This is a genomic window from Psychrobacter sp. ANT_WB68 (genome assembly GCF_008369115.1).
In the GTDB taxonomy this organism is placed as follows: domain Bacteria; phylum Pseudomonadota; class Gammaproteobacteria; order Pseudomonadales; family Moraxellaceae; genus Psychrobacter.
Window position 1 is genome coordinate 85,058 of record NZ_VOAZ01000004.1, and the last position, 26,197, is coordinate 111,254.

Annotated in this window: 27 protein-coding genes and 1 tRNA gene; 7 read left to right on the forward strand and 21 right to left on the reverse strand. The window is 40.8% G+C overall.

The window, feature by feature from the left end:
• The first annotated feature begins 290 nt into the window (after positions 1-290).
• The gene (locus FQ084_RS13285; RefSeq protein WP_188032960.1) at positions 291-464 is read left to right on the forward strand and encodes a hypothetical protein; all 174 of its coding nucleotides are present in this window, start codon (positions 291-293) and stop codon (positions 462-464) included.
• Positions 465-529: 65 nt separating this feature from the next.
• Here FQ084_RS13285 and FQ084_RS11495 read toward each other — a convergent pair whose 3' ends face one another.
• The 12 genes from FQ084_RS11495 to FQ084_RS11545 all read right to left on the reverse strand — a co-directional run bounded on the left by FQ084_RS11495 (position 530) and on the right by FQ084_RS11545 (position 9,163).
• Positions 530-913 carry a DUF2511 domain-containing protein gene (locus FQ084_RS11495; protein ID WP_149490781.1) on the reverse strand — a complete coding sequence of 128 codons (384 nt, stop codon included), beginning with the start codon at positions 911-913 and terminating at the stop codon, positions 530-532.
• A gap of 164 nt (positions 914-1,077) precedes the next feature.
• Entirely contained in the window at positions 1,078-1,713 is a 636-nt protein-coding gene (locus FQ084_RS11500; protein ID WP_149490782.1) for a hypothetical protein, read from the reverse strand.
• 5 nt (positions 1,714-1,718) lie between these two features.
• Positions 1,719-2,204 (reverse strand): hypothetical protein, encoded by a 486-nt coding sequence (locus tag FQ084_RS11505; RefSeq protein ID WP_149490783.1) that lies wholly within the window; start codon positions 2,202-2,204, stop codon positions 1,719-1,721.
• Complete coding sequence (locus FQ084_RS11510; protein WP_149490784.1) at positions 2,191-3,261, reverse strand: hypothetical protein; 1,071 nt, start codon at positions 3,259-3,261, stop codon at positions 2,191-2,193. The genes FQ084_RS11505 and FQ084_RS11510 overlap by 14 nt, the downstream gene beginning before the upstream one ends.
• 66 nt (positions 3,262-3,327) lie before the next feature.
• A complete protein-coding gene (locus FQ084_RS11515; protein WP_262880760.1) occupies positions 3,328-3,717 on the reverse strand; it encodes a hypothetical protein in 390 nt (129 codons plus the stop codon).
• A gap of 78 nt (positions 3,718-3,795) precedes the next feature.
• The gene (locus FQ084_RS13290; protein WP_188032961.1) at positions 3,796-3,966 is read right to left on the reverse strand and encodes a hypothetical protein; all 171 of its coding nucleotides are present in this window, start codon (positions 3,964-3,966) and stop codon (positions 3,796-3,798) included.
• 200 nt (positions 3,967-4,166) lie between these two features.
• A complete protein-coding gene (locus FQ084_RS11520; RefSeq protein WP_149490785.1) occupies positions 4,167-4,427 on the reverse strand; it encodes a helix-turn-helix transcriptional regulator in 261 nt (86 codons plus the stop codon).
• Positions 4,428-4,596: 169 nt separating this feature from the next.
• Positions 4,597-5,508, reverse strand: coding sequence for a hydrolase or metal-binding protein (locus FQ084_RS11525; protein ID WP_149490786.1), 912 nt, complete (start codon positions 5,506-5,508; stop codon positions 4,597-4,599).
• A gap of 128 nt (positions 5,509-5,636) precedes the next feature.
• A complete protein-coding gene (locus FQ084_RS11530; protein ID WP_149490787.1) occupies positions 5,637-6,704 on the reverse strand; it encodes a YqaJ viral recombinase family protein in 1,068 nt (355 codons plus the stop codon).
• Positions 6,705-6,820: 116 nt separating this feature from the next.
• The gene (locus FQ084_RS11535) at positions 6,821-7,813 is read right to left on the reverse strand and encodes a DUF932 domain-containing protein (protein WP_149490788.1); all 993 of its coding nucleotides are present in this window, start codon (positions 7,811-7,813) and stop codon (positions 6,821-6,823) included.
• A gap of 37 nt (positions 7,814-7,850) precedes the next feature.
• Positions 7,851-8,123 carry a hypothetical protein gene (locus FQ084_RS11540; RefSeq protein WP_149490789.1) on the reverse strand — a complete coding sequence of 91 codons (273 nt, stop codon included), beginning with the start codon at positions 8,121-8,123 and terminating at the stop codon, positions 7,851-7,853.
• 119 nt (positions 8,124-8,242) lie between these two features.
• A complete protein-coding gene (locus FQ084_RS11545; protein WP_149490790.1) occupies positions 8,243-9,163 on the reverse strand; it encodes an inovirus-type Gp2 protein in 921 nt (306 codons plus the stop codon).
• Between the two features lie 501 nt (positions 9,164-9,664).
• On the opposite strand from FQ084_RS11545, the gene FQ084_RS11550 reads away from it, so the two are divergent.
• A complete protein-coding gene (locus tag FQ084_RS11550; protein ID WP_149490791.1) occupies positions 9,665-10,666 on the forward strand; it encodes a hypothetical protein in 1,002 nt (333 codons plus the stop codon).
• An 83-nt stretch (positions 10,667-10,749) separates the two neighbouring features.
• Here FQ084_RS11550 and FQ084_RS11555 read toward each other — a convergent pair whose 3' ends face one another.
• Together FQ084_RS11555 and FQ084_RS11560 are read right to left on the reverse strand one after the other, a co-directional pair.
• The gene (locus FQ084_RS11555; protein ID WP_149490792.1) at positions 10,750-12,114 is read right to left on the reverse strand and encodes a tyrosine-type recombinase/integrase; all 1,365 of its coding nucleotides are present in this window, start codon (positions 12,112-12,114) and stop codon (positions 10,750-10,752) included.
• Between the two features lie 283 nt (positions 12,115-12,397).
• Positions 12,398-12,488: transfer RNA gene (locus tag FQ084_RS11560), tRNA-Ser, on the reverse strand.
• A 146-nt stretch (positions 12,489-12,634) separates the two neighbouring features.
• Between FQ084_RS11560 and FQ084_RS11565 the strand changes: the two genes are divergently transcribed.
• The 3 genes from FQ084_RS11565 (at position 12,635) to FQ084_RS11575 (ending at position 14,523) form a co-directional block, all read left to right on the forward strand.
• Positions 12,635-13,528 (forward strand): DNA/RNA non-specific endonuclease, encoded by an 894-nt coding sequence (locus tag FQ084_RS11565; RefSeq protein WP_262880761.1) that lies wholly within the window; start codon positions 12,635-12,637, stop codon positions 13,526-13,528.
• A 74-nt stretch (positions 13,529-13,602) separates the two neighbouring features.
• Positions 13,603-13,866: a hypothetical protein gene (locus FQ084_RS11570; RefSeq protein ID WP_149490794.1), complete on the forward strand. Its 264-nt coding sequence runs from the start codon at positions 13,603-13,605 to the stop codon at positions 13,864-13,866.
• Positions 13,867-14,139: 273 nt separating this feature from the next.
• A complete protein-coding gene (locus tag FQ084_RS11575; protein ID WP_149490795.1) occupies positions 14,140-14,523 on the forward strand; it encodes a DUF2147 domain-containing protein in 384 nt (127 codons plus the stop codon).
• 178 nt (positions 14,524-14,701) lie between these two features.
• On the opposite strand, the gene FQ084_RS11580 is transcribed toward FQ084_RS11575, so the two are convergent.
• The 4 genes from FQ084_RS11580 to FQ084_RS11595 form a co-directional block, all read right to left on the reverse strand.
• Positions 14,702-15,964: an ammonium transporter gene (locus FQ084_RS11580; protein WP_149490796.1), complete on the reverse strand. Its 1,263-nt coding sequence runs from the start codon at positions 15,962-15,964 to the stop codon at positions 14,702-14,704.
• Positions 15,965-16,047: 83 nt separating this feature from the next.
• Entirely contained in the window at positions 16,048-16,386 is a 339-nt protein-coding gene (locus FQ084_RS11585; protein WP_011514651.1) for a P-II family nitrogen regulator, read from the reverse strand.
• Between the two features lie 455 nt (positions 16,387-16,841).
• A complete protein-coding gene (locus tag FQ084_RS11590) occupies positions 16,842-17,696 on the reverse strand; it encodes a universal stress protein (RefSeq protein ID WP_149490797.1) in 855 nt (284 codons plus the stop codon).
• 149 nt (positions 17,697-17,845) lie between these two features.
• Entirely contained in the window at positions 17,846-19,345 is a 1,500-nt protein-coding gene (locus FQ084_RS11595) for a SulP family inorganic anion transporter (protein WP_149490798.1), read from the reverse strand.
• 762 nt (positions 19,346-20,107) lie between these two features.
• On the opposite strand from FQ084_RS11595, the gene murD reads away from it, so the two are divergent.
• Both murD and ftsW read left to right on the forward strand, forming a co-directional pair.
• A complete protein-coding gene (murD, locus tag FQ084_RS11600; protein ID WP_149490799.1) occupies positions 20,108-21,526 on the forward strand; it encodes a UDP-N-acetylmuramoyl-L-alanine--D-glutamate ligase in 1,419 nt (472 codons plus the stop codon).
• 357 nt (positions 21,527-21,883) lie between these two features.
• A complete protein-coding gene (ftsW, locus tag FQ084_RS11605) occupies positions 21,884-23,080 on the forward strand; it encodes a putative lipid II flippase FtsW (RefSeq protein WP_262880762.1) in 1,197 nt (398 codons plus the stop codon).
• Between the two features lie 14 nt (positions 23,081-23,094).
• Here the strand turns inward: ftsW and gluQRS are convergent, their stop codons facing one another.
• The 3 genes from gluQRS to FQ084_RS11620 all read right to left on the reverse strand — a co-directional run bounded on the left by gluQRS (position 23,095) and on the right by FQ084_RS11620 (position 25,955).
• Positions 23,095-24,054: a tRNA glutamyl-Q(34) synthetase GluQRS gene (gene gluQRS / locus FQ084_RS11610; RefSeq protein ID WP_188032962.1), complete on the reverse strand. Its 960-nt coding sequence runs from the start codon at positions 24,052-24,054 to the stop codon at positions 23,095-23,097.
• Positions 24,055-24,267: 213 nt separating this feature from the next.
• Positions 24,268-24,705: an RNA polymerase-binding protein DksA gene (gene dksA / locus FQ084_RS11615; RefSeq protein WP_149490800.1), complete on the reverse strand. Its 438-nt coding sequence runs from the start codon at positions 24,703-24,705 to the stop codon at positions 24,268-24,270.
• Between the two features lie 410 nt (positions 24,706-25,115).
• Entirely contained in the window at positions 25,116-25,955 is an 840-nt protein-coding gene (locus tag FQ084_RS11620; protein ID WP_149490801.1) for a metallophosphoesterase, read from the reverse strand.
• Positions 25,956-26,197 lie beyond the last annotated feature (242 nt).

The following is a 26,197-nucleotide window of genomic DNA, read 5'->3' on the forward strand; positions in this document are numbered from 1 at the left end:
AAAGTTACTCTTATACTTAAAATTTACTTAATCAGAGCATCGAAAGAGTGCGTTGATGGTTTCACTCCTTACTAGCTGTTCTACATTAAGAAATAATCACAGTGAATAATTTCGGTAGCTATCGGCACAAGTAATGCTCAATTAAAAATAGGTTCGAATCAGATTCGATAGTATGGCTAAGTTGTATTTAAATAGGTGAACTGATATAGCGCTCATAAGTGTGCATTGATAAAGGAAATAGAGAGTGCTATGGTCGAATTTATATTATTCGATTATTAAGGTAGTAGCCTATGAAGCTTTGGTCAGCGTTTGTTGTATCTATGATTATGATGGCACCAGTTATGCAGGTGAATGCTCAGAACTATCCTTGTTCTAAAAGTATGGGCGGTGTATCGCATTGCCAGAATGGTAAGTTTGTTTGTAATAATGGCAAGATCAGTCAGTCGAAGAAGGTTTGCAGCTAGACTGCAATTGTATGCATGAGCGCCAAGAACCCACTAAATTAGTGGGTTTTTTATTGTTTGAAATGTTACTCAATGCACAGGGTTAACCCTGATTTAATAACGTCGTCTATATTGCTATCAGTGCTTTTAATGCTTGAAGTAGCGGTAGGTTGCCAGCCTAAAGTATCCTTACTGGAATACGCTTCTGCAGCATCATTAAGGGCGTAAGTTGACCCGTCCAAGGCATTGAACGATAGTGCTTTATCTTGTCCAACGATATCGCACCTGATAACACCTTCCTCTACTGTAAACGGCCATTCACCTTCAAAGCTATTTTTATCGATAAGTCTCTCATTTAAATACGGGTCAGAGATTTCGCCAACATTAATAATAATTATGGTTATAGCGGCAATGGTTAAGGCAATCACTATGCCAACCGCAATTAATAGATGGCGTTTGAATGGAGACATTTGTTGTTCCTTATTATTAGTCTGCGAATTCTATAGCTATTTATTGAAAACCCTATGCGATTTTATGGACTATATGGTTAGCTATTGTTTGTGGCGGATTGGGTAAAGAGTAGGCAATAAAAAACCCGCTTAATGGCGGGTTTTTTATTTCTAGAGTAGGTAGTTTAGACTTTAGACTGCTTGTCTTGTGGATTATGAGATAAGTTTATAAAGAAATGTCTAATCTTATAGGGCATTCCCGACTTCTCGTGGGTATGAGTGCTATCGAAATACTGTCTACCATTTTCTGGGTCAATATCCAAACACTTTAAATCAAGCTGCTGTATAGCTGGGTCACTATTAAGATGATTATGCCACTCCTGCATACACTCTAACGTTTTTTTAGTTTTCAGCTGATTATAAATTAATATTCCACCTTTGTTACCAAATTCGTGTCCATCACTGTACCGAGTGGTTAACTGCTTAAAACCTTTCTCGGAATAATTATTTCCAGCATGTAATTTGCATTCACCTAACCATTTAAATCGGTTATCCTGTATGAATAAATCTACATGACCGTTGTGGTAGGTATCATGAAAGCTACCGTAATAGCCCATACTCTTGAGATTAGAAACTAAAAAAATCGTTATTTCATCTTCTTTCTTGTTAAAATACAGTGAAGAATAGCCTTGAATTTCGCTAATTTGAAGAGATATATCAATTTCTAGTTGGTTTACAAATGCATCATAATCATTGTCTTCTATAGCATTTTTACGATTGATCAGACTTAATTCTAGGGGTGAGGCAACGCTGAATTTCATCGAAATTAGCCCCTCACTTTATTGTATCTAAGAACAAATTCATTACTTACTCGAAAGACTACGTTTATCATATCTTCGAACTGCTCTTTACTAATAAACTCTCCGTTAAATGGATTTACATATTCTTGTTTATTTACGGCATAAGTAATATAAGTTTGTTCCAATTCGAGAACTTCTTCATCGCAGTGCCCTGAATTAGAAAATATATTGTTAGCCTCATATACCCAATCAATAATGCTAAGAGGAGGTAAAGATAAAAAATAGGTAGCTAGCTTTAGAGTATCTTCATTGCTGGATTTAGCAAATTTTGACATGCGATGAATATTTATGTTTAATAGCTTTTCAGGTGACCTAACGCTCAGTATTGAGTCTATAATATTTTTACATAGCAACATTACTAATTCTGCCTGAGCATCAGAATCATGGAAGTAGCGGACCTCATTAAGGACGCTAAAGTATTCTGCTTTTAGGTTGTCTCTATATTTCGTCATTTAGTATCGACCAGTCAAGTAACTTATCAACTATAACAAAAAACTCTTTGTAAGATGAGGCTGAAATTGTAGCCTCACCCAGCTTTCTTTCTCCCAAATTCCCGTTTAAAACATACCAAGAGCTTACTAAATAAACTGAATTTTCTTGATTAACATCAGATGTACTATATGTTTTTCTAATCTTATAAGCTTCAATATCTGCTACATCTGTCCCTCCAATATGAAAATCCCCATCTTTGATGCAAGAGATACCTCTTTTAGCATTTTCATAATGTGCAACACCGTCATCGGTCTTAAAGGCTAACTCTTTAACATTACCAATAACTTCTTCATAGAACTTCTGAATTGCTGGAAAAAAATTCGTATTTTTATCTGAAATCTTAACTTCCTCAGAGCTACCTTTTCTAATTATAGTTTTTAAACTAGCTACGGCTCCACGTAAATTATCGACTTGAAAAATACTTGATAAGTCTGCGGCTAGAATTATAATTTTCCTCTCATCATCCATTATGATGCTATCAAAGCAAGGCAGAGAAATATCAACATAGGCAAACAACTTGTCGTAGCCATCATTTTGATATTCAAGCTTTAGCGCACTCACTTTTAAATCTTCTTTTACGCTATATTTTCTGATCTTTTTAAAAATATATGTAGTAGTAGATCCTGATATTGATTTGTAACAGCAATCTTCATCTTCATCTTCTATTAATTTACTTGCATTGATGTCATCGAAAGGTTCAGAAGTAAATGCCTCTAGACATTGTTTTATTTCAGCATAGTTTGAAGGTTTATTAATTATGCTGATAAATTTATTATCATATAAAATTTTGTTAAATAAATCTTTTCTAAACGCTTCTATAGTCGCAGAAAACTGTTCTCTAGTAATCTCACTTTCTTCATACTGCTCAAGATGAGTAAATGTATTATTCCAAGAAGCTTGGGTGATAAGTCCGGACTTATTAATAAGAGGGTTGACCTGACTTCTAAGGGACGATCCTCTTTTTCGGTATAGTTTAATTAGGTCAGTTAGAGTTTCTTTCATGTCATCGAAATTCAAAATTCAGCATCCTTATTTAAAGTTAATTACAAAATATATTTCTTAAATTTTTTTTATTTTGTTCCGTTAAGCTTGCATCTCATCACACGCTTTCAACCCAGCTTCTATAGCTTCACTCAAATCTGCACCCTTCTTGATGCTATAGGGCACATTAGGTTTCATATCATTACGCTTTAGAGCTTCAGCAGCGGCTTTATTCAAAGGCGTGCCAATAGATGAGTCTTCGATATGGCCTAGTGGCTCGAAATACACTTCAACACCGTTAGGGTAATAAACACAGGATATCTCGCCTGATGTGGTGAAAGGATAGGGTGTCTTATGATCAACACTCCAAAACGCTTCATGCACCGTAATGTAACCAGAAACGAACTTAAGCCTTTCGTCTTGAGCGGGTGTGCATGCAGTTACAGATAGCAAAGCGGCCCCAATTAACCACATGGATATATCGATTCGCATGGTACGCTATCCTATTCTTATCTTGATCTAAGTTAGTATTTCTACACTTAAGCGCTTACTGAGCATGTTCGCATTTAGTTATCTCACCATATATAGCAAGCTTTTACCTTGTGCATCGCTAGCACTTTCAGAGAATAGTAGATTTTCAACTTTGAAATTACTAGCAAGTGAATTGTTAATCTTAGTGATGGCGGCATCAGTTGATAGAGCAAAGATAGATAGTGCTGCAGCTAGAACTAAATTATTCATAAGCCTGTTTTCTGAATATTCAAAAAATAAAATTTGAGAATATATTAAGAAACCCTATATTTGTTTATACTCGGAGTTACTATATACAAAACTGTAGTTTTTGAACACTAAATTATTTTTAGTAGATACCTTATACTTAGGTAAATATCATTATTTTTTTCAAAAAAAATAAGCCACATTTTGTGGCTTATTTACTCTATCTATTGGAACCTAGCTTCCATCTTATCTTCTAACCATTTTGCAATTTCACTCTCAACCCATGCTACTCGCCCTCGTGATAGATTTACCTGACAAGGGAATGTTGAATCGTAGCGGTTAGATTTCTTATCTAGCATACTGTAAATCGTCGAATTACCAAGCCCAGTGTGATGTATGACCTGCTTGCGCGATAACATGCGCGGTATATGTGATGTACTAGAAGCTGATAAGTTGTGTTGTATATTGTCGTTTAAGTTTTCCATGATTTGCTCCTTGTAAGTGAATGAGAGCGTTTCCTCTCATATACTTATCGAGTCCCATATTTTTTCACTCTATCCCATACAGTCCTATCGCTTCGCCTCTTTGAAGCAATGAAAAAAAGAGCTGAATCGATCAGCTCCTTTTTTATGCTCTGTATCTGCTTTGAATGCGTTAGCTTACTGCTGTAACACTTTGTTTTAGCCCTTGCTCAATACTGGTCACATTATGATTAGCTAACCTGTTTTTCACATGAGCCTGCTGATTACTACCGATACTCTCTGTGTCCACCGTATAGAATTCCTCAACAACATCAGATAAATCATCGCCATCAATCTCAAAGCATGAGTTCACGTAGCCTTGTTTAGCTGCTACCTCTAACGCTGCCTGATCAAAGCCATGTTCACTCAGCTCGCTATCAATTGCTTGCGCATCCTGTACCGCTTGCTTTAGTGTTACACCATCACGTAGCGTTAGATCCACAAAGTAAATTGGTGTGCGATAGCTTTGCGTAGTGCTTTTACCACGTAGGGTTAGCTGTAGTGGCAGACACGACAACTTATTGCCCGATATCGCAGCAAAGTAGCTTAAGCGTGCTGCTAGTGTGCGAATACTATTAAAGCCTGTGGTACGAAAGATAAACGTGCCAAGCTCATCGTCTTCAGACAGATTGGCGTACAGTCTGCCATAAGGCTTACAAGCACCGCCTTGTGCCAGTGGACAGCGATCAGGCGACGGGCAAGGATGGCTTTCAACGCCTTTACTGGTTCGACGCTGACACTGCTCACCGTCGCCGACGCATAGTGGGCGTCCGGTTTGTCTATCAAATAGCGTGTACTCAGCTCGCAAATTAAGTTCAGGATCATTAAACAGCATGCGTACCGGTATTTGTCTGAGTTTGCCTTCATTATTTGCACGTAGCTTTTCATCTAGTGGATGATTGATCCAGCCGTCTTTATTCTGCACTTGGCTGGTAATAGTGAATTGGTCGTCCTTAGCAGGTAAACGCTTGCCATCTTTTTGGATGACACGTCCGATGCTGATGCGACCAAGAACTGGCGGGGTTATGGTGAGACCTTTAATCATGGCGATATTCCTTATGTATTTAGTAAAATGTGTTTAGCCATAAAAAAAGCCCACCTATTACAGGTGGGCTCGTTATGCGCTTAGTTTATTGACTAGATTGATTTGTTGGTGGTTGAGTGAATATTAGCTTAGCTGTCGTTAAGAATGACAAAGCGACGACTGCCTTGACGGATTTTACTAAACTGCTCAAGCAATTCAGGGTGCGCTTTGGTTAGCGCTTTGCTATCCAAGCCAACACTGTCTTTCGAGCGCTTCCATGAAATAGCCCCTTTCTCGAATACCGCAATCTCATTGTCGGCAATTAACGTTTGTAGCTGATGCTTTACTTGATCATGACGCTGCTCTAATTCTTGCATATAGTCACGGTAGCTAAGCAGTTGCTCAAACAGCTTATTAGCTCCGTCATCTTCACTCAGATCAACTTTGCTTGACGGCTCAGGGATTGGATAAAGCAGCTTTAAGGCGCGAGCTGCGGATTCAGAATGATCAGGCGTTGGCGGTGTATCGGTTTCTACGTATTCCCAGAACTGCCGCTCGTGCTCTATGATGGATTCAATTAGGCGCTCATCTCGCTCAACCTTAAATATCTTCGCTTCGTGTCCACAGATTAAGACGCAGATATGCGCAGCCTGTTTACCAGTGACGGCTAGCTGATGCTGCACTTGGCAAGTCACATACAAAGGCACGCCATGCTTCCACAGCTTGGCACCATGTTCCCCTGCGGTTTTACACTCTAATATCTGCACCTCATCATTACCCGTGATTGCGTAATCTAAATTAGCCAGCATAAAGTGGGTGTCAGGATCAGGATGCTGCAAGATAGCGTTTACTCTACGTACTTTATTGCCTGTGTGCTGTTGATAATATTTAGCGACCATGGGTTCTAACGTATTGCCCCAGTACAGGGGAGAATAGCCATCAATATTATCGTCTAGGTGTGAATGTAGACGACCGGTCTTGATCATCCACAGCTCCAGCATCGACAAGTACGGATGGATACCACAGGCAGCTGCTGCGTCAGAGCTACCAAGGCCTTGCTTGCGAACTTGTAGCCATTCCTCATGACTTAAATTTTTGGTATTGACCAGACGTTTTGCAGTGGTTGATTGAGCGGTGGTGATGGGCGCTTTCACCTTAACGGTTGCACGCTTGGTTTGTCTTAGCTGAGCGATATGCTTCAATGCGATTGTGTTCATGATGAACTCCTTCGTTAGATTTGTTATTGGTTAATACTATTTATTAAAAAGATGGCATAAAAAAACCACGCTCAAGGGCATGGTCAATTTTGTTGTTGGGCTTTAAACGTGGCTGGTTAAGCAAGCATCAGTAATGACTCCTCTAAGCCCTTTTGCTTCAGCTTTGCCCCTGCACCGAACCATGCTGAGTTAAGACGGTTGTCGTTATTCATTGCTCGGCGTTCATGATCAACGTACTCAGTAATGCTACACAGCAAGCCGTAAGCAGTATCACGAGCCGCATCAAGATCGGCTCCACGACCTTGACCGTTAAACATCTGCATCACCTTATTCATGGCTTTTGCATTGGGAACCGCGTCTTTCTCCTTCTTGGCACTGTTAAATAAGATGATGTTATTATCCTGATCGTTAAATACTCGGCTGAGATAATTAGCCGCTTCAGCTTGGGTCACACGGCGCTCTGATAGCTGCTTCATCTCATAAGAGTGCTCATCCCACTGCTTAACCGATACGCCCAATTGCTGCTTCACTTTATCGGCATCAAACGAGGTGGAATGCGGTACTTTCACCACGCCTCCTGAACCGTCTGCTAAGCTAATTGCTAAAGTGTTATTGCAGACCACACGGATCGATGTGAATTGTGCTGTGGTCGCTAGAGTGCCGTCGCAAGCCGTTGCAAGTAACAGATAGCCATTACTGACATCTTTGCCCTTAAGCGTTGCTGACTGGCCTGTACGGGCTAATGCCCATAGCTTACGACCACCCTTCAATACCCCAGCAGTCTCAAGCTCAAAGTCAGACTGTTCCGTAAGATCACGATAGAATTCTAGGATCTCACGCGGCTGTACTTCTTGATAGCGCTGACTAACGACCGATAACGGCTCAAAGTTATCAGAGCGGTATAAAACCTTCTGCTCAGCAAAGGGCAGAATCAGATTATGCCCTTTATCGTTATTTGCCATGTAACTGACATCCGATGATTCAATACGCCAATCAAGCCCTGCCTGTTTAGCCCATACTTCTAGTGGCTGCTTTGGTGACAGCTCATTACCCAAGCCATGCCAAGGGGTTTCGCCAACGTATGCCATTGATTCGATTAAATGTGCCATGATTATATTCCTTTTCATTATTGAGTTAGTTGGTTAATTAATTAAAAATGTGAGAACAATTACTACAGCAATACTGCTGATTGACCAGCATTGATAAAGTGTTATTTGATTGAGTGAGCTGGACAACGGTTGCTAAAGCAGTCCCTGCAATAACGCCTATCACTGGATGAAATTTAAGTGATTTACACAGACTGACGCTAAGACCGACTAACACCGTGGGGGATAACATCTCTTCGATAAGATTGCTGCTAGTAACATTGCTCAGCTCGTAGACAGCAGATGAGTGGCAATGTGGACAGATGGATTTCATAAGGGCTCCTATTATTCTGGGCATAAAAAAGGCCTGCACTAGGCAGACCTTTATTGGTTGGATGAGGCGTTGTAATAACTACGAATGCACTATCTCATTACAGTAATATACATTTGAAATTATTTTGTTATGGGTGGTAGTCCTCGGCGTTTTGTATTGCGGTACGTACCATGTCCAAAGGTACGCATGCCAGGCAATTTGGCTTTTAATCTTTGTTCATACTTGTCTTTTTTAGTAGTTAAGTAGCTTAGCGTTTTAATAGCATTTTGGACTTCAGTTTCATTTTTACGATGAATACGTCCAACTCCTCTTATTTCTAATCTTTCGAACCTATTGACGTAATTTTTATCGTTACAATTAAAGTAATGTCCTTGCCCGTCAATGAAGGACATCCATTTTTCTCCAACCATTTCCCCAAAGGCCTCACCTTCTTCGTGCTTTTCTCCGTTATATGCTAGAAGCAGATGACAATGTAAGCCACAGCTTCCCTGGTATCCTTGTTCAAACGACCACGCATAACCTTCCAATCCTTTAAAGCACCCTTTCTTATTACTCATATGCTGTTTAAACCTTGTCATATAGTAATCAAAAGAATCAATGCCATCCCCGTCTTGATAGTCCACACGATAGTGTAAATCAACTCTCACAAATAAAAGCCGGGCATAGTGATCAATTAGTTCGTTTAAATATGTATTTAAAGATTTTGTTATTCTTTTCTCTTCCAATACAAATTTTTTTCTACTTTGAAGGTATTCAGGTAAATATTTTTTTATTTTATAAATGAATCGGTCAACGGATTCAGAATCCCATTCTGTCTCTGAAGAAGAATATTCAGTATCGGATATCCCGCAAGTATCGATAAACCATTTCACAGTCTCCGTGTAAGTTAGCCTGTGATCATAATAACACTTCATTTCTGGATATAAATTATTTAATACTAGTGCTGTTTCGTCAGCATTCATATTATCGTTTAGTATACGGTCAATGAATACATCAATTTCTGTTAGTAGTTGATTGAAAGATAGAGTGTAATACTGCATTTTATTTCTCCTGTAAAGTATAGTTTCATACTGTGAAGGAGGCGCGTTTTATTTTAGGATGTTAGATCAACTATTGATTCTGATAATTGTAATACTGAAGTAGTGTATTAATAGATAATATATATACCCTGCTAAGAGAATTACGAAGCATTCGGAAGTATTCTTTCATTTGTAACATGTGGATACGAGTAGGACAGGGAAAGAAACAAAGTATATCGAAAATAGAGTTAAGTCATATAGGTCTCTAAAATATACATTTCGTTGTAAATAAGAAATCCATACCTAGTTATGCGATCTCATATGTATAATTATCTAAAAAATGGGTTGTATGGCTTAATTATATTGGTATTAGTAGAGAAAGATAGTACGTTTTTACTATGATTTATTTTATATATATTATTTAATACTGGTCATTATGCTATGTAATATTTGTTTTTTAGTTTAAATAACTATGGAAATACTATATATTCTCGTAAGTTATTATTGTCTAAGTAGAGCCTGATGAGCAAATTACAGAATAGAGTCACATTAAGTGATGGATATTTAAGAGGTAGAAATCTAGAAAGATGTAGTGAGGTTTTAAACTGTATGACAGTTTCTGACGTTAGGGTTCTGTTATATATCGAGGATTACTTATATAACAATAAAGGTAATTATATTTTTTACGAGAAAGACGATTTATATAATTTACTTTTAAAGAAGATTAACAGGAATAAGTTTAGTAAAGACATTGGAGTTGATTTGTTAATTGAAAAAAAAGCTACTCATACTATTCCTTTAAGTTTTTTTTATTGGGCTTTAAATGATTTAAGATCAGCATTATATTTGGGAAAGAAAATACTAGATTCAGGCATCCCTATGCCAGCTCTGGATAAAAAGGGCTATTTAGATTTAATTCAATTGATAGTTAGAGTTAGCCGTATTAATAGAAGTAATATGGGTATTTTTAGTTTTTCCCCGATACTAATTAATAGAACAGAAAATATTGAATCTATTTTAGATGTCATTTGTCTTTTTAAGAAACTATATTTAGAACAAAGAATTAAAAGTAAATCTGTCAAATGGATAGATAAAAGTAATGACTGTCAGATAGATTTTTTATTTGATTATCTAATAGATTGTAATAAAATGATTGTATCAGAGGCTTTTATTCCTGCTAACTCCGAAGAAAAATATGCGCAAGTTTTAGCATCCATTGATTGCTTACCTGATTTATCGAGTGAAGAATGCTATATCTATCCTTCAATAAAAAAAGGTGGTAAATGGGAAGAGAAAAACGTAAATAACGTAAGAGATTATTATTTGAATAGTATGAAAAATGCTTGGAACGGTAGAGTTCATCGCAAAGTTAAAGTCGTAGAAAAAAGCGAGTGTCAGGTAAATATAACTAAAGGAAATTTCGTTAAGCTAAGTGCGCTCTCTGAGCTTTATGGTACATCACCAAATAAGCTCATCAATGAATGGATAGCAAAAGAGCACAAAGAGCTAGATAAGGATAATTGATCTAATCTATTTTATAATTTACAGTTATAGCGCAGAGACAGATATGGCATTGCTTATGTAGCACACGATCAACATAACGATATTCATTGGACTGTGCGAGCTAGCCGTTGTATATCTTCAGAACTAAGTCCTTTCTTTATCAAGGCCTTTATCAAGGTATCGCTATCCATGTCTGATAGTGTTGTTTTAGCCTTTTCAGTAAGTGATTTTTCAATCTGTTTACGGGCTGTCTGGAAGTCTACAACTTCGCCTTTGTCTCTAAGCAAATCTAAAAAATCAGCCCAAACCTGCATGATCTTACGGCGCTCTTCTAAGTGCTGCGCGTGGTTATAAACTGCGCGAATACTGCTTTTTTTATCATGCGCCATCTGCTTTTCGATTGCATCGCCCATGTAGCCAAGCTCGTTTAAGTTAGTTGAGGCGATGTGACGAAAGCCATGCCCAGTCTGTTTACCGCCATATCCAAGGATGTCTAGAGCATTATTAACAAACTCTTCACTATAAGGCTGGTGCATACCAGTATGATAAAACACGTATTCGTATCGTCCGGTGATGGGTTGCATTTCTTCCAAAACTGCCAGCATTTGATCTGATAAAGGAACAACGTGCTTACGCGCAATCTTAAGATTATCGATATCGACACGCCATAGACGGTTAGGGAAGTCGATATGCTTCCATTTCATCATTCTGAGTTCGATAGTACGACAAAAAGAATACGCTAGAAATTTCATACCCAATCGAGTTTGATCATGACCATGATAGCTTTCAATGTCTTGTAAGAGCTTAGGTAACTCACTGAGCTCAACGTGTTTCATGTGCTTAGTCTTCGCTTTTGGATATAGCTCTTTAAGTCCATCTGTATGATTTACTTCGATTAGGCGCTCTCTCATAGCTCTTCTAAGAATGTTTCCAACGAGATCAATAGTGCGTCTGGTTACTTCTCGTGGTGATGTGCCTTCATTATTAGTCCTACTTTCAATGTCATCTGCCATTAATTTACAGTCTTCGAACGATACGTCTTTTAAAGCAATGCCTTCAAAGCTAGGTATAACGTCTTTGTACATGCGATTATAGTCCTGCTGATAGGTGCGAGGCTTTACGTTGCGCTCACGCTCCTCTAGCCATTCAAGCGCATAATCATTGAACATTTTGGCTTGCTCATTCGTAAGCTTGTCTTGACGCTTCTTATTCTTTGGATTGATTCCATTAGCTACTAAAGCTTTAATGTCAGCGTTAGCTATTCTTGCTTCTGCCAAACCCATTTTTGGGTATGTACCTAAAGTAGTTTTCTGCTGCTTACCATCAAAGCGATAAGCGCTTACCCATGTTCGCGTTCCTGAGCTACGTACCAGTAATTGCAAACCTTGCTGATCACTATATTTGTCTGGACGAGAAGGGGTGCATTTATCAGTTGGCTTAAGCTTACGAATTTTGGCATCACTTAACATGCTGGTCTATTCCTTGTACCTACAAGCTATATGTTTAAAGCCTAGAGACGATTATGTTGTTCTAAGGCGTATAAATCTAGATAGAATGTTGGTCTAATTGAGGTGTATATGAATAATAGACCAACGAATAGACCAACACAATACGTGGGATACATAGGATTGAACGGGAATGATTGGGACAGCAATAGATAATAAGCATAGACTGGAAGTCTTGCTATTAAAGGTTTTAAGGGTCGTTTAGGATAAGATGGGACAGATTGGGAAAAGAGGTATTATATAAGATTGGCGGTGAAGGAGGGATTCGAACCCTCGATACGCTATGAACGTATACACACTTTCCAGGCGTGCGGTTTCAGCCACTCACCCACTTCACCGTTTTTTGCAAGACCAAGATTTTTGGCTGCCTAAGTATAGCGGATAGCATTTAAAATGTCACCACTTACGCGGCATCTTTCTTTATTGGTAAGTGCCTGCTAGGATAGCGCATACGTAATGGCAGGCATAGATGGTTGAAAGTGGCATGATAAGTTTTTTTAAAGATAAAGCACGGGTTAAAAATAACATCATAATGACAGTGTTCACTGTCTTAATAGGGTTATCGTCTGCACAGGCTGATGATCTGAGTAAATGTAGCCAATCTTTTTATGGTGGCGTGTACCCTGAGTTTACCAACCCTAAGCTCAGTAACAATACCCAAGCACTCTGTATGGACGGTTTTGCCGTCATGTATTCTGGTGTATCGCGTACCCCACTGTGGTCGGCAGAGCATTTAGACCGTAAGCGCCTGCAGCAAGCCAAAGCAATTGACCGTGAAGACAGCTTTCATGAAGAAAGCCGCCTGCCAAAATCCATGCGCGCCAAACTGTCTGATTATTCAGGCTCTGGTTACGATCGTGGACACTTAGCACCCAATGGCAATATGGCCAACCGCAGCCAACAATACGATAGCTTTAGTCTTGCCAATATCGCTCCACAGTCACCGCGTAATAATCGTTATATTTGGCGCAATATTGAATCTGCTACGCGCTATTTAACCCAGCAGTACGGTGAGGTTTACACGATTACAGGGGTGGCATTTACTGGTAAAAAGACCACACAACTGGCAGATCGTGTGCTCGTACCCAGTCATTTTTTTAAGGCGGTATATATACCAGCGAGTAACCAAGCAGGGGTTTATTATGCGCCCAATGATGAATCAGAGCGTATAGATGTGATTAGTGTTGATGAATTAACCACCAAAATTGGCATCGACGTTTTACCCGTACTTGACGCGCAGACCAAAGCACAAGCATTTGATTTGCCGTTAAAGGCTGGCGAAGTAGCAGATGTGCCCGAAACCTCACAAGAAGAGCCAGTTTGGATGCTATTTGTCCTAGCAATCGTTGACTGGCTCATGGCACAATTACAGGCATAAGTCGTTTGAATATAACTAAATCCCCACAGCATTGAAAGATTACGTAATGCACTATTAAGGCAAAGGAGGACTAAATGATTGACCCATTTGCAAATAATCATCAAAGTATGCAGATTGGTGATTTGATAATTGAAAATCAAGAAGATAAAATTATTATTTATGGTGACATTAATCTGGTCTTTGATGAAGCGGGATATGAGCAAGCACAGCAGCTACACGAGCTCACCAGTAAAATTATGCTGGCATTTGAAAATAGAAGTCAATATAGTAATAATAATGACAAGTCAAAAGAAAAAGATGACCAATCGGGCAAAATCATAGACAATCCGTTCCTATAACTGTTTGATATGCTTTTGATTTTATAGAAATAATAAACTATAAAAAATTACTAGGCAAAACCTAAAAATTGCTTATAATGAGTCAAGACATCGCTTATGTCGATCAAACTTTTTATGAAAAGCTAGGCATTAATTAAAGACTAATGCTGGTCACTAACTTAAACTAAGTATAGAGTTGACTTGCTGGTAATAAAAGATTGTTGATAAAAGGATAAGCGTAGGACATCAGAAACACAGTGTTTCTAATTATCATTGAATGAAGGGAGTCAATTTATGAAATTATTTGCAAAAACTACATTAGCAGTTGTTGGTATTAGTTTCGCAAGCATGGCATTCGCCGCTGATCCATTAGCCAATACTACTTGGCAAACCTATGACGAAGGCAAGCCAAAAGGCGTGGTTAAAATCACTGAGTCAAATGGTGTGTTAACGGGTAAGCTGATTAGTACTGTGTCAGAGAAAGGTCAGAAGCACGTTGGTATGACGATCATTTCTGGACTAAAAGCTGATGGTAATGGTAAATATAGTGGTGGTAAGATCACTGACCCTGAAAAGAACAAGACTTATAAGTTGACCGCTAACTTAAGCGGCAGCACCTTGGATCTAAAAGGTCACTTAGGGCCATTCTCACGTAGCCAAACGTGGAAAAAGAAATAAGTTTAAGTGACTTGCATCTTCTTCATTAGGATAAGTCTTAATAAAGAATAAAGAATCCCGCATAACCGAAAGGTTTTGCGGGATTTTTAATGGTATGGATTTTTATTAATCATAGACTTAGTGATACTGGTTTTATTGATGATCAATCTATCAACAGTAAAACCATCGTAGATAGCATTTACCTTATAAATTCTGGATAGGCTTCCATACCGCATTCGGCTATATCCGCCCCTTGGTATTCTTCTTCTTCAGAGATACGCAGACCAATCACCAGTTTAATAATGCTCCAAGCGATCAGACTACTCATAAACACCCAAGTAAAGATAGTTGCGGCACCGGCAATTTGACCGAGCAAGGTAGCGGCAGGATTGGTCAGCGGGACCAACAGTAGGCCGAAAAAGCCAGTCACGCCATGCACCGAAATAGCACCGACTGGGTCATCGATTTTGATTTTATCTAATACTAGGATTGATATCACTACAATGACGCCTGCTACCATTCCAAATAGCGTTGCCTGAAGCGCTGAAGGGGTCAAAGGTTCGGCGGTGATAGCGACGAGCCCTGCTAGCGCACCATTTAAGAGCATGGTCAAATCTGCCTTACCAAAGATGATTCGAGCGATAATGAGTGCGCCAATGGCGCCACCCGCAGCGGCGGCATTGGTATTCAAAAACACGATAGCGACGGAATTGGCACTAGTGATATCGGCAAGCTTCAACACTGAGCCACCATTAAAGCCAAACCAGCCCATCCATAAGATTAGTGTGCCAAGCGCAGCCAGTGGCAAGTTGGCCCCCGGAATGGCGCGTATCTCACCATTAGGACCATATTTACCTTTGCGCGCTCCTAAGAGCAAGACACCTGATAGCGCGGCAGCGGCTCCAGCCATGTGGACAATACCTGAGCCAGCAAAATCTGAGAAGCCCAAGTCGCCCAAACTATATAAACCAAAGACTTCTTTACCGCCCCACGTCCAACTGCCTTCTAACGGGTAAATAAAGCCTGTCATGACGACGGCAAAGAGCAAAAAAGACCACAATTTCATGCGTTCAGCCACCGCACCTGAAACGATTGACATACAGGTAGCAACAAAAACGACTTGGAAGAAAAAGTCAGATGCACGGGAGTAAACGGCATCGCCGCCAAAGCCGTTTTCAGCTGAGGTTGCCAACGCGTCTGCTACTAAGGTTTCAGTACCGGCAATACCAGTCAAAAACAGATTGCCATCATACATAATTGCATAACCGCATATCATATACATGCTACAGGCGGTGGCGAAGAGGGCTATATTTTTGGTGAGGATTTCGACAGTGTTTTTTGAGCGTACCAGTCCTGCTTCTAACATGGTAAAGCCGGCGGCCATCCACATGACTAGCGCCCCACACATTAAAAAGTAAAACGTATCTAGCGCGTACTGGAGCTCAAATATTTGATTTTGCATGTTAATTCCCCCTTGAATATATGCAATATAGAAATCGAGATGACCTATCAATCAGTGTTCATAGGTGGTCTGGCGCTTAAGTATTAAATAGCATCAGGACCTGTCTCACCCGTACGAATACGAATGACTTGCTCAAGATTGGTCACAAATATTTTGCCGTCGCCAATTTTGCCAGTACTTGCGATACGAGTAATGGCTTCGATAGCAGGTTCAACCATTTCATCCATCACCGCCACTTCGACTTTTACTTTGGGTAAAAAGTCCACCACGTACTCGGCGCCGCGATAGAGCTCGGTATGACCTTTTTGCCGACCAAAACCTTTGACCTCAGTGACGGTGACACCTTTCACACCGATGTCAGAAAGCGCTTCACGCACATCATCGAGCTTAAACGGTTTTAAGATCGCAGTGATTAGCTTCATAAAAAAATCCTTATATGGGCGATGTCGCAGGTTAATAGATGCAGTTTGCTGCCGCGTACTATTGCCATGCTTACGGACAGTGCTTCAAGAACTGTGCCAAATCTACTCAAGGGGGTAAGTAGGTTTGCACACAGGCGCTCAAAAACACTTATAAAAATGACAATGAATAGCACTTATATCATAACGATAAATAGCACATTTATTGATACAAGTTAGTGAAATCAACCTTTAACGTTGAATGAACGAAAACTTTATTATAACCAACTTTTTAACCACTTGGGGAGGCTATCACTTTATTTCATGTGATGATTTGATAAAAGATGCTGGCAAAGAAAAGGGCAGGTATAACAGGAGGAAGTTGTAGAAGCTTAAGCTAGATGGGATATTCAAAGCGCGATAAATCACGCTTAAAATTAAGCCTCTACAATAAAATAAAGTAGCAGTGTTATGTTTGCTTATGCCTTAGGGAAGAGTAAGTACGGGGTTTTTGTGCGGCCGAGCAGTTTTTTTGTCTCGCTACCTTTTAGTAACGCTAGCAAACGTGGTTGCCCAAAAGCACCGGTCATGAGCAAACCAATGTCATTCTTGCTTTGATAATCGTTTAAGGCGGCCGTCACATCGTGACAATCAAGTAAGGCTTTTTTAGATTTGATACCAGCTTGCTTTAGACGCGCATAGGCTTCACGTAACGCATCGCAGTTCTCTGCACTTTCTTTGGCAACCATGACAATATGCACTGTCAAAGCACGAATAAGCGGCGTTTTGCACAGCCAATTAAGCAACTTATTCGAGGTAGGGCTATTGTCAAAAGCGAATAACGCCGTGGTTGGGGGCAAAAATGGTGCATGAGTCACCAAAATGGGGCAGTGGCTCAACCGTATAAGCTGGCTCAAGGTTGATTTGCAGGTGACATGATGACCGATAACGATTAATTGCGCTTTGTCATCGACGTAATCGATACTCTCACTCAAGTGTTCATGCCGATGTAGGGTATAGGTCTTGATTTTATGACGTTGCTGCTCGCAGTAGCTGGTAGCTTGGTGTAGCAACAGCTTACCTTGGGCTTTTAGTTCACTATTGCTGAAGTGTTCTTTTGCCGTAAATTGATCTAGCAAGACATTTTCATCATCAATATTTAGGCAACCTGAATAATCAACGGCTGCTTTTTGTTGTAAGCTTGGCACGGAATGTAGCAGACCGATGGGAGCTTGCAGGCGAATAGACGCCCACATACTGGCATCTAAAACAGCTTGCACATGATTAGGACAGTCTAAGCAGGCAATCACGCTATCTGGCTTCAAATTACTCATAAAGGCACCACATATCTCAATAATGAAAACACAGGCTCGCTGGTTAAAGAGATACCTTTAACCAGCGAGCCTGTGTTTATATACCAATATAATTGCTAATAAATAAACCAAGCGTATATCTCAGCTTGATAATACCTATGCAGTTTTGCTTAATCCAAGAGCCCAATATCTCGGCGATCATGAATTGAAAAACGATCGATAAGGGTGCGGCTAGCGCTGTTGAGTCCAACCACTTTGACATCAATACCTTCGCGTTGCAAACGCATGACCAGCTTGTCCAAAGCGTCAACCGCACTCACATCCCAAAAGTGGGCTTGGCTGACGTCAATTTGTACGTTGTCTAAGGCTTCTTTGGTATCAAAACTATGTAAAAACTGGGTCGTAGACGCAAAGAAAACTTGCCCTTGCACGTAGTAATAACGGCTATTACTGCTGTCATCATACTCACTGAAGACAGTTAAGAATTGCCCGATTTTGTTGGCAAACGCTAAAGCTGAAAGCAGCACGCCAACGCCGACGCCATAGGCTAAATTATGGGTAAAGACAGTGGTCAAAACCGTGGCTAGCATAACGATGTTAAAGGACATTGGATGGGTTTTGAATTCACGAATAGACTGCCAGTTAAAGGTGCCAATAGAAACCATAATCATAACGGCCACCAATGCTGCCATCGGTATCAGGCTCACCCATTCGCTCAAGAATACCACCATAATGAGTAGCACCACACCGGCTATGAGCGTTGATAAACGCGTACGACCGCCTGATTTGACGTTAATCATCGACTGCCCAATCATCGCACAACCCGCCATACCACCAAAAAATCCCGACACCACATTAGCCATACCTTGACCACGGCATTCTTTGTTTTTATCACTTGGCGTATCGGTTAATTCATCGACAATGGTCGCGGTCATCATAGATTCTAGTAAGCCTACAATGGCAAGTGCGATTGAATAAGGCGCGATGATAAGTAAGGTATTCAAGTTGAGCGGGATATCAGGCAACAAAAACACGGGTAAAGAATCTGGCAAATCGCCCATACTGCCGACGTTACGAATATCAAGATTCATATACATGGCGACAGCAGTCAAGCCAACGATACAAATCAGCGGTGACGGAATCACGCGACCGATTTTAGGAATCAGCGGAAATAAGTAGATGATCGCCAACCCAGCTGCGGTCATAATATAAACTGTCATACCGACACGCTCAGTCATCGGATTAAGCTCAGGCAACTGAGCAGCAAATATTAAAATCGCCAGTGCATTGACAAAACCAATGACCACCGAGCGCGACACAAAGCGCATCAAGTTACCAAGCTTTAAGATACCCATGATTATTTGGATAACGCCGCACAATAAGGTCGCAGCAAGTAAATATTGCAAACCGTGCTCGGCAACCAAATCAACCATTACCAATGCCATCGCACCGGTCGCGGCTGAAATCATACCCGGACGTCCACCGACAAAACTAATCACCACAGCGATACAAAAAGATGCATACAAACCGACTTTTGGGTCGACACCAGCGATAATAGAAAAGGCAATCGCTTCTGGAATCAAGGCCAGTGCTACCACCAAACCTGATAACGTATCACCGCGAATATTGGAAAACCACTCTTCACGCAAACTGCCAAAAAAAGATGTCATAAGTAAACTGCATAGGGTTAGAGGCAAAAAAAGCAATCATTTAAAGCTTAGCGATGAAATGATTGTATCGTGACTAACTATGTCGAGCATGATATCGACCATAATTACATTATAAAAAATAGGTCATAGCGATAGATGCAGATAATCGTTCTTTAAATAGGTAATCATGCAGCAATATGGCTTTTGCACGACTATCTACTTTAGTACTAGCTAGCTATTTGGCTATCTATCGACCTTTATAACGGTATCGCAAATGCCATCACCCATAATCAATATGATGACAGTCTTTAAAATGATGAATAAGTGTTGGCAATGATCTGTTGTGGTAGAAGAAGATAAATAATCTGTCAGACAAAAGCACCAAAATATAGGGCAGAGTTTGCCTGTCATACCATTACCACCATATGAATCGTTGCTGAAGAGATGGGACAGTAGCGCGATACGTGTGACAACATGCTAAACTAAAATGCTAAATTGAATACTTGGTCAAAATGGCGCTATCTATAATAGCGGCTCCTATTGAGTCAGCTATTATAGCATTAGCGACTCAATATAAAAACAGGCGCATAATAACGCAAAGTCTCAAAAAACCAGTACCGAAATCCGAGTGATACCTTTATGATGCTCTTCATCTAAAGCGTCTCACTCAGGCGATATATAGCGCGTATACCTAGAGCTAGGTTTATATCCAAGCTGCTTATAAAACCTATATGCTTAATACTTGATACAATTTTGTTTGTTCAATAGATAGAAGGAATAGATATGACCGCCAGCACCGCAACAGAAGCCTTACTTCATAAAGGCAGTGGTTTACAAGTCGTGGTTGGTTTGGGGCAGTCGGGACTGTCGGTGGCGCATTATTTGACCGCACAAGGCTACCAAGTCGCCGTGACTGATAATCAAGTGAACCCCACCTTAGCAGACCAGTTACCTGCGGCCGTTAAGATTCGCCAATTCGGGGCGATAGATGCAGAGTTATTGCAACAAGCCGATCGGATTATTATTAGCCCTGGCATTTCATTGAAAACAGCAGCAGTTGCCGCTGCTAGAGAAGCAAATATTCCGGTCGTTAGCGATATTCAGTTGTTTTGTGAGGCTTGCCGCGTACCAATTATTGCCATTACTGGCTCTAATGCCAAGAGTACTGTGACCACATTGGTTGGACAAATGGCGGCGGATGCTGGGGTCAATGTTGGCGTAGGCGGCAATATTGGCGTACCAGCACTGACTTTACTGTCAAATAGCGAGATGGAGTTGGCCGTTATTGAGCTATCGAGCTTCCAGTTAGAGACCGTGACCAATTTAGGCGCGCAGGTGGCAACGGTACTTAATATGTCACCTGACCACTTAGACCGTCATGGCGATATGCTCGGCTATCATCAAGCCAAGCATCGTATCTTTCAAGGTGCCAAATCAGTGGTTATCAATCGCGAAGATGCCTTGACGCGCCCGTTGGTAGCGGATAATTTGCCACGCTTGAGCACAGGTATTCATGCCCCTGATAAAGGTCAGTATGGGCTTATTACCGACTCAGAGGGGCAGACGTATCTGGCACGCGGGACAGAACGTTTGCTATCGGCGGATAAACTGCGCATTAAAGGTCGTCATAATTTGCTCAATGCGCAAGCAGCTTTGGCACTTGGCGAGCTTGCCGGTTTGCCGCTTGATAGTATGCTTAACACTTTGCAAGCATTCACAGGACTTGAACATCGCTGCGAGTATGTCGCCACGGTCGATGGAATTGATTATTTTAATGATTCTAAGGGTACCAATATTGGCTCAACGATGGCCGCTGTCGAAGGTTTGGGGGCAGTATATGCACCCAAAGACGGGAAGCTGTTGTTAATTTTGGGCGGTCAGGGTAAGGGGCAGCAATTTGGCGAATTAACGCCTTTTATCAATCAGTACGTCAGCCAAGTGCTGTTTATTGGCGAAGATAGTCAGCAAATTGAGCAGCATTTACGAGCAGCAGGTATCCGTGATGACAATGTCTCATTACATCAATGTCAGACATTAGAAGGCGCTTTTGCGATGATTCAACAAGTCACGGCAAGCAGCTTATCGCAAGTACAAGCGGTGCTATTGTCGCCCGCTTGCGCCAGCTTTGATCAGTTTAGTGGTTTTGTTGCCCGTGGCGAGCACTTTAGTCAGCTTGTTAGGCAATTGGACAATGTGTCATAAGATAGGTTGTCCTGAAATAGCTTGTCACTAGATGGTATGACCATCAGCTTTTTAGATGATTTAATTATTTTGCTGAAAATGGCAGGCGTTTTTTGATAAATGATTGTTTTGCTTATAAATTGCTGCTACTGTCAAATATAGCCAGTGGGGCATACGGAGAAGCTGGTAACAAACCAGCCAAACGAGGCAGCTTGCCATGTCGTTACTCAATATCGACAAGGTAAACAGCCAATAAAGCAAGGTTTGTCAAAGATCAGCTGTCTGCTATTATCTATTGGATAAAATCTATTTCATATTTTTTAAACGGTGGCGTTTTATAAACGCCGTGTTTTTTCGTTTGCTAGTGTATATAAAATTATGGCGCTCTCTTCTCTTTTTCGTTCGACCCCTCAATCGCCACAAGCTACCGGCTCGAATGGCATTCTTTCCATGCCATCAGCGCGCGCAACTTTATTATCGAGTGTCGGCTGTATGCTGGTGCTCAGTTTATTGATGGTGGCTTCGGCTTCTATTCCTTTTGCGCTCAGTCGCGGCATGACGGAACTACATTTCTTTTATAATCAGCTGCTATACATGGGTATCGGTCTGTTTATCGCTGGTATTTCTTATAAAGCAGTATCTCTAAAAAGGCTATATAAGACTGAAACCCAGTTCATGCTATTGGCGATTACGGGGCTATTGTTATTCGCCACCTTATTCAGCACGCCCATCAACGGCTCGAAGCGTTGGCTAAGTTTAGGCGGCTTTAACTTTCAGGTCGCAGAACTCGCCAAATTGGTAATGATTATATTTGTCTCAGACTTTGTGGTACGGCGCTCCTTTGAGGTCCGTAATGGCTGGGATGGCTTTTTACGCATTGCGATAGTGGTCGGACTAATCACCGTTCTATTATTAGCACAGCCAGATTTTGGCTCGTTTGTGGTTATTATCGGCACAGTTTTTGCGATATTTTATATTGCAGGCGCGCCTTATAAGCAGTTTATCGCGCTCGGTGCTGTCGCCGTTGGCGGTGCAGTATTAATGGTGGCGACCGTACAATATCGACTTGTGCGAGTGATGTCGTTTTTGGATCCTTTTGATGATGTGCAAGATACGGATTATCAGTTGGCACGCAGCTTAATTGCCTTTGGTCGTGGGCAGTTTACCGGTGTTGGTTATGGTGAAAGCGTACAGAAACTGTCGCATTTACCAGAGGCACATACGGATTTCCTATTAGCAATTACGGGTGAAGAGTTGGGCTTCGTTGGGGTCACGATGATCTTGATACTTGAGGCGCTCATTATCGGTAGTGCGATGCGCATCAGTTATAACGCGCTTAAACGTCGGCAGATGCGGATGAGTTATACCGCCTTTGGTATTGCGGTGGTGTTTATTGCGCAGACGATTATTAATGCGGCGATGAATATGGGGGCGATTCCGACCAAAGGTTTGACCATGCCATTCTTTAGTTATGGTGGTTCATCAATGTTAATAAGCTTAGTGATGGTAGCGGTACTGCTAAAAATTCATAAAGAAAGCCCTGAGATCGAAAAAAGCCAGTGCCGTTATTATTGATTAGATATATGATATTAAATGCTAGGCATATTTAAAGACCGCATATTTTGTAGCGGTGAGTTATCCCATTGTGCTATCGCTTGTTTAAGCATATTTGTCGGGGTATCACTATCGACGACAGGCTGCTGCAATAGCTTTAAAGCATGCGCGATTAGATTGCTTGGATTGCGGGTATCAATAGGCTGAGCAAGATTTTGTTTAGACAGCTTTTGACCGTCAGGACTGCATATCAGCGGCAAATGATACCAATGATCGATAGCCGGTAAGCGTGCGGCATGCATGATGCTGATTTGCGCCGTGGTCATCGGCAAAATGTCCAAGCCACGCATGATATGCGTCACCCCTTGCAAGCCATCATCGAGACTAGCAGCCAAAATATAGTTAATCATGCCATCTTGGCGACGCACTACCATATCTCCTAGGGTTTGCTGCGGATTATCCCATTGCACGCCTTGAATACCATCTTTAAAGCCCATGCGATAGTTTGGCAACTGTATCCGTAACTTATTTTGGTCTTTATCAAAACCTGCATTTAGACAGCAGCGCGGATAGCGTTGTCTGTTCAGAAGTTTCTGGTTGGCCTGTTGCGGGCCAGCGCTTTCTCCTATCGCTTTTCGCTCCCAGTAACGCTCAAGACTTTTACGTGAGCACTGACAGCCATACGTCAGTGAGTGCAGTCTCGAAGACAAGTAATCATTATAGATATCAATGCGCTCGGATTGGTAGATGACATCACCATCCCAGTGCAGCCCAAGTACCTCTAAATCTATCAAAATCTGCTCAGTAAACTGTCCATCACAGCGTTCAGTATCGGTGTCTTCGATACGCAGTAACCATTTGCCACCGATAGATTTGATATGACAAAAGCTGGCAAGCGCCGTCGTTAATGAACCAAGATGAAGCTCACCAGTGGGTGAAGGGGCAAAACGTCCGATAGGTTGTGATGACAATGCGGCTGGAGTTGGAATTGGCATAGGAATAGGAATGGTTTTCAAAGTAGGGAATATAAGTAGGATAATAAATAAATCGCTAAAAAGATATTTATCAAATATGCCTATTTTGTTGGTGACGTGTCAATAAATATGAAGACCTATAAAAAGTAAGAATATAAAATGCAACGAGCGACCAATAAATGGTCGCTCGTGTTTATCTTGACGTTAAGATTGTCTGTCTTTAATTAGCTGGATTTAAGCACCTTGGTTTTGACGCTCTTTAATCTCAGATAAAGTTTTGCAGTCAATGCACTGGGTCGCTGTTGGACGGGCTTCCAGACGACGTAGACCAATCTCTACGCCGCAAGTTTCACAAAATCCGTAATCATCATTTTCAATTTCGGCGATAGATTTATCGATTTTGCGAATCAGCTTGCGTTCACGATCACGTGTCCGCAAGGTCAGGGCAAACTCTTCTTCTTGAGTGGCGCGATCATTGATATCTGGCATGGCGCTGGACTCATCTTGGATATAAGTCTTAGTACGATCCGCTTCGCCAATCAGTTGGTGCTTCCAATCTAATAAAATTGCCTTAAAATGCGCCAATTGCTCATCAGACATATACTCTTCGTCTTTGGCAGGTACATAAGGGGTAAATTTTACATCACTCGGATTCGTGGTCAGGGTGCTCATATGGGTATCCTACTTTTTCAAATTAATTCAATAAAACGACATATCAAAAGACAAGACGTTATAAATTTACCAAACGCTATAAATTGTCCCTTTATAAAACGTTTTACCACTTAGTAACACAAGTAACACAGCTGATCTAATAATATGGTTATCTCAATAGGACGATAGCGACCTATCAATGGTCAAGTATATTGTCATGAATTTATTTATTTAAATACTGGCTGTTAAATAATTGGACAAATTACTGACTGTGAAAACTTAGCTTGTGGTCAATTTAGCCATCCTAGCTATTATAATTTCGTCTAAATAAAACTTAGACCGTGCTTATTTTTTCTTACATTGGCTAACAGTATAAGATACAGGCTCTGGCGCTATTATTCTAGCCAAATTTTTGCCAATAAAACTGGTCGTCAAGTATCTAGTCTTTCGACCCAGCTTGCAACCTTTCCATTGTTGGCTAATTGCAACCAACGATATCCAGGTAGGGCGTTTTTATCATAAGTAAAGTCGTCCTCAAAAGGTTTAAACTGATAACAAGTAGAAGGCGTACTATACACCGTTACCCCTTGACGGTAACGGACTTGCTCTTGATGAGTATGCCCGCTAATAATCACTTGCAAGTGCTCAAATGCCGCCATTCGTTGCCAAAAAGCATCCGCATTTTCTACCATATGCTGATCAATCCAGTCAGAATCAACCGGTATCACATGATGGTGTAAGGCGATGAGCGCAGGCTTAGTACAAGTCTCTAGCTGCTCGCATAGCCAATCAATGTCGGTTGTCGTTAATTCTCCTGCTACTTTGCCAGCGATAGAGGAGTCTAATAACAGTACTTGCCAATGCTCTGTTTCAATAATATGTCGGCTCAGTAGGCGCCCGTCCGCCGGTCTAGCGAGCAGTTGACGCTGGAAAAATGGTAATTCACTGTCATTCTCATCGGTGACATCATGGTTGCCTGCAATACAAGCAAAAGGAATTCCGGTCGCCTGCAAAACCTCAAAAATATGATCGTAAATCTCCGCCTGCACTCTATTGACCAAATCACCTGTGACAATGATTAAGTCACAGCGGCGATCTTCACTTAAGGCTTGTTTGATAATTGCCTCAAAGCTGTACTGGCAAATTGCCACTTCACTGCTGGTTTCGTTAACCGCAGCAGGCACATGAGATGATAAGTGTAAATCAGTAATTTGCAGAATATTTACCTGTCCGTCTGGCGTGCTGATAGCACTGGCAGGATAGCTAAGCATTGGATTCAGTCCCTTATCAATCAAAACGATATCAACTTAGAGTAATATCAAATCAAAAAAACCTATAAGGCATTGGTTTGATTATAAAATTTATTAACTATATTCTTAATAGTATTAGAGAAAGTTTATAACATTATAACGTGTAAAGCTCTAGCAATATTGATGAAATAAAGTTCGATAAAGGCTAATTGAATAGCTGTTTTATCACTGAAAGAATCATTATTGTGACAGGTATAAACACA

Bases quoted from the DNA above. Each gene is read 5' to 3' on its own strand.
- FQ084_RS11565 (WP_262880761.1), top strand. From the start codon at position 12,635: ATGATAAGTTTTTTTAAAGATAAAGCACGGGTTAAAAATAACATCATA.
- FQ084_RS13285 (WP_188032960.1), top strand. From the start codon at position 291: ATGAAGCTTTGGTCAGCGTTTGTTGTATCTATGATTATGATGGCACCA.
- ftsW (WP_262880762.1), top strand. From the start codon at position 21,884: ATGGCGCTCTCTTCTCTTTTTCGTTCGACCCCTCAATCGCCACAAGCT.
- FQ084_RS11495 (WP_149490781.1), bottom strand. From the start codon at position 913: ATGTCTCCATTCAAACGCCATCTATTAATTGCGGTTGGCATAGTGATT.
- FQ084_RS11515 (WP_262880760.1), bottom strand. From the start codon at position 3,717: ATGCGAATCGATATATCCATGTGGTTAATTGGGGCCGCTTTGCTATCT.
- gluQRS (WP_188032962.1), bottom strand. From the start codon at position 24,054: ATGCCAATTCCAACTCCAGCCGCATTGTCATCACAACCTATCGGACGT.
- murD (WP_149490799.1), top strand. From the start codon at position 20,108: ATGACCGCCAGCACCGCAACAGAAGCCTTACTTCATAAAGGCAGTGGT.
- FQ084_RS11620 (WP_149490801.1), bottom strand. From the start codon at position 25,955: ATGCTTAGCTATCCTGCCAGTGCTATCAGCACGCCAGACGGACAGGTA.
- FQ084_RS11580 (WP_149490796.1), bottom strand. From the start codon at position 15,964: ATGCAAAATCAAATATTTGAGCTCCAGTACGCGCTAGATACGTTTTAC.
- FQ084_RS11540 (WP_149490789.1), bottom strand. From the start codon at position 8,123: ATGAAATCCATCTGTCCACATTGCCACTCATCTGCTGTCTACGAGCTG.
- FQ084_RS13290 (WP_188032961.1), bottom strand. From the start codon at position 3,966: ATGAATAATTTAGTTCTAGCTGCAGCACTATCTATCTTTGCTCTATCA.
- FQ084_RS11555 (WP_149490792.1), bottom strand. From the start codon at position 12,114: ATGTTAAGTGATGCCAAAATTCGTAAGCTTAAGCCAACTGATAAATGC.
- FQ084_RS11595 (WP_149490798.1), bottom strand. From the start codon at position 19,345: ATGACATCTTTTTTTGGCAGTTTGCGTGAAGAGTGGTTTTCCAATATT.
- FQ084_RS11500 (WP_149490782.1), bottom strand. From the start codon at position 1,713: ATGAAATTCAGCGTTGCCTCACCCCTAGAATTAAGTCTGATCAATCGT.
- dksA (WP_149490800.1), bottom strand. From the start codon at position 24,705: ATGAGCACCCTGACCACGAATCCGAGTGATGTAAAATTTACCCCTTAT.
- FQ084_RS11590 (WP_149490797.1), bottom strand. From the start codon at position 17,696: ATGAGTAATTTGAAGCCAGATAGCGTGATTGCCTGCTTAGACTGTCCT.
- FQ084_RS11530 (WP_149490787.1), bottom strand. From the start codon at position 6,704: ATGAACACAATCGCATTGAAGCATATCGCTCAGCTAAGACAAACCAAG.
- FQ084_RS11520 (WP_149490785.1), bottom strand. From the start codon at position 4,427: ATGGAAAACTTAAACGACAATATACAACACAACTTATCAGCTTCTAGT.
- FQ084_RS11525 (WP_149490786.1), bottom strand. From the start codon at position 5,508: ATGATTAAAGGTCTCACCATAACCCCGCCAGTTCTTGGTCGCATCAGC.
- FQ084_RS11505 (WP_149490783.1), bottom strand. From the start codon at position 2,204: ATGACGAAATATAGAGACAACCTAAAAGCAGAATACTTTAGCGTCCTT.
- FQ084_RS11535 (WP_149490788.1), bottom strand. From the start codon at position 7,813: ATGGCACATTTAATCGAATCAATGGCATACGTTGGCGAAACCCCTTGG.
- FQ084_RS11575 (WP_149490795.1), top strand. From the start codon at position 14,140: ATGAAATTATTTGCAAAAACTACATTAGCAGTTGTTGGTATTAGTTTC.
- FQ084_RS11550 (WP_149490791.1), top strand. From the start codon at position 9,665: ATGAGCAAATTACAGAATAGAGTCACATTAAGTGATGGATATTTAAGA.
- FQ084_RS11545 (WP_149490790.1), bottom strand. From the start codon at position 9,163: ATGCAGTATTACACTCTATCTTTCAATCAACTACTAACAGAAATTGAT.
- FQ084_RS11570 (WP_149490794.1), top strand. From the start codon at position 13,603: ATGATTGACCCATTTGCAAATAATCATCAAAGTATGCAGATTGGTGAT.
- FQ084_RS11585 (WP_011514651.1), bottom strand. From the start codon at position 16,386: ATGAAGCTAATCACTGCGATCTTAAAACCGTTTAAGCTCGATGATGTG.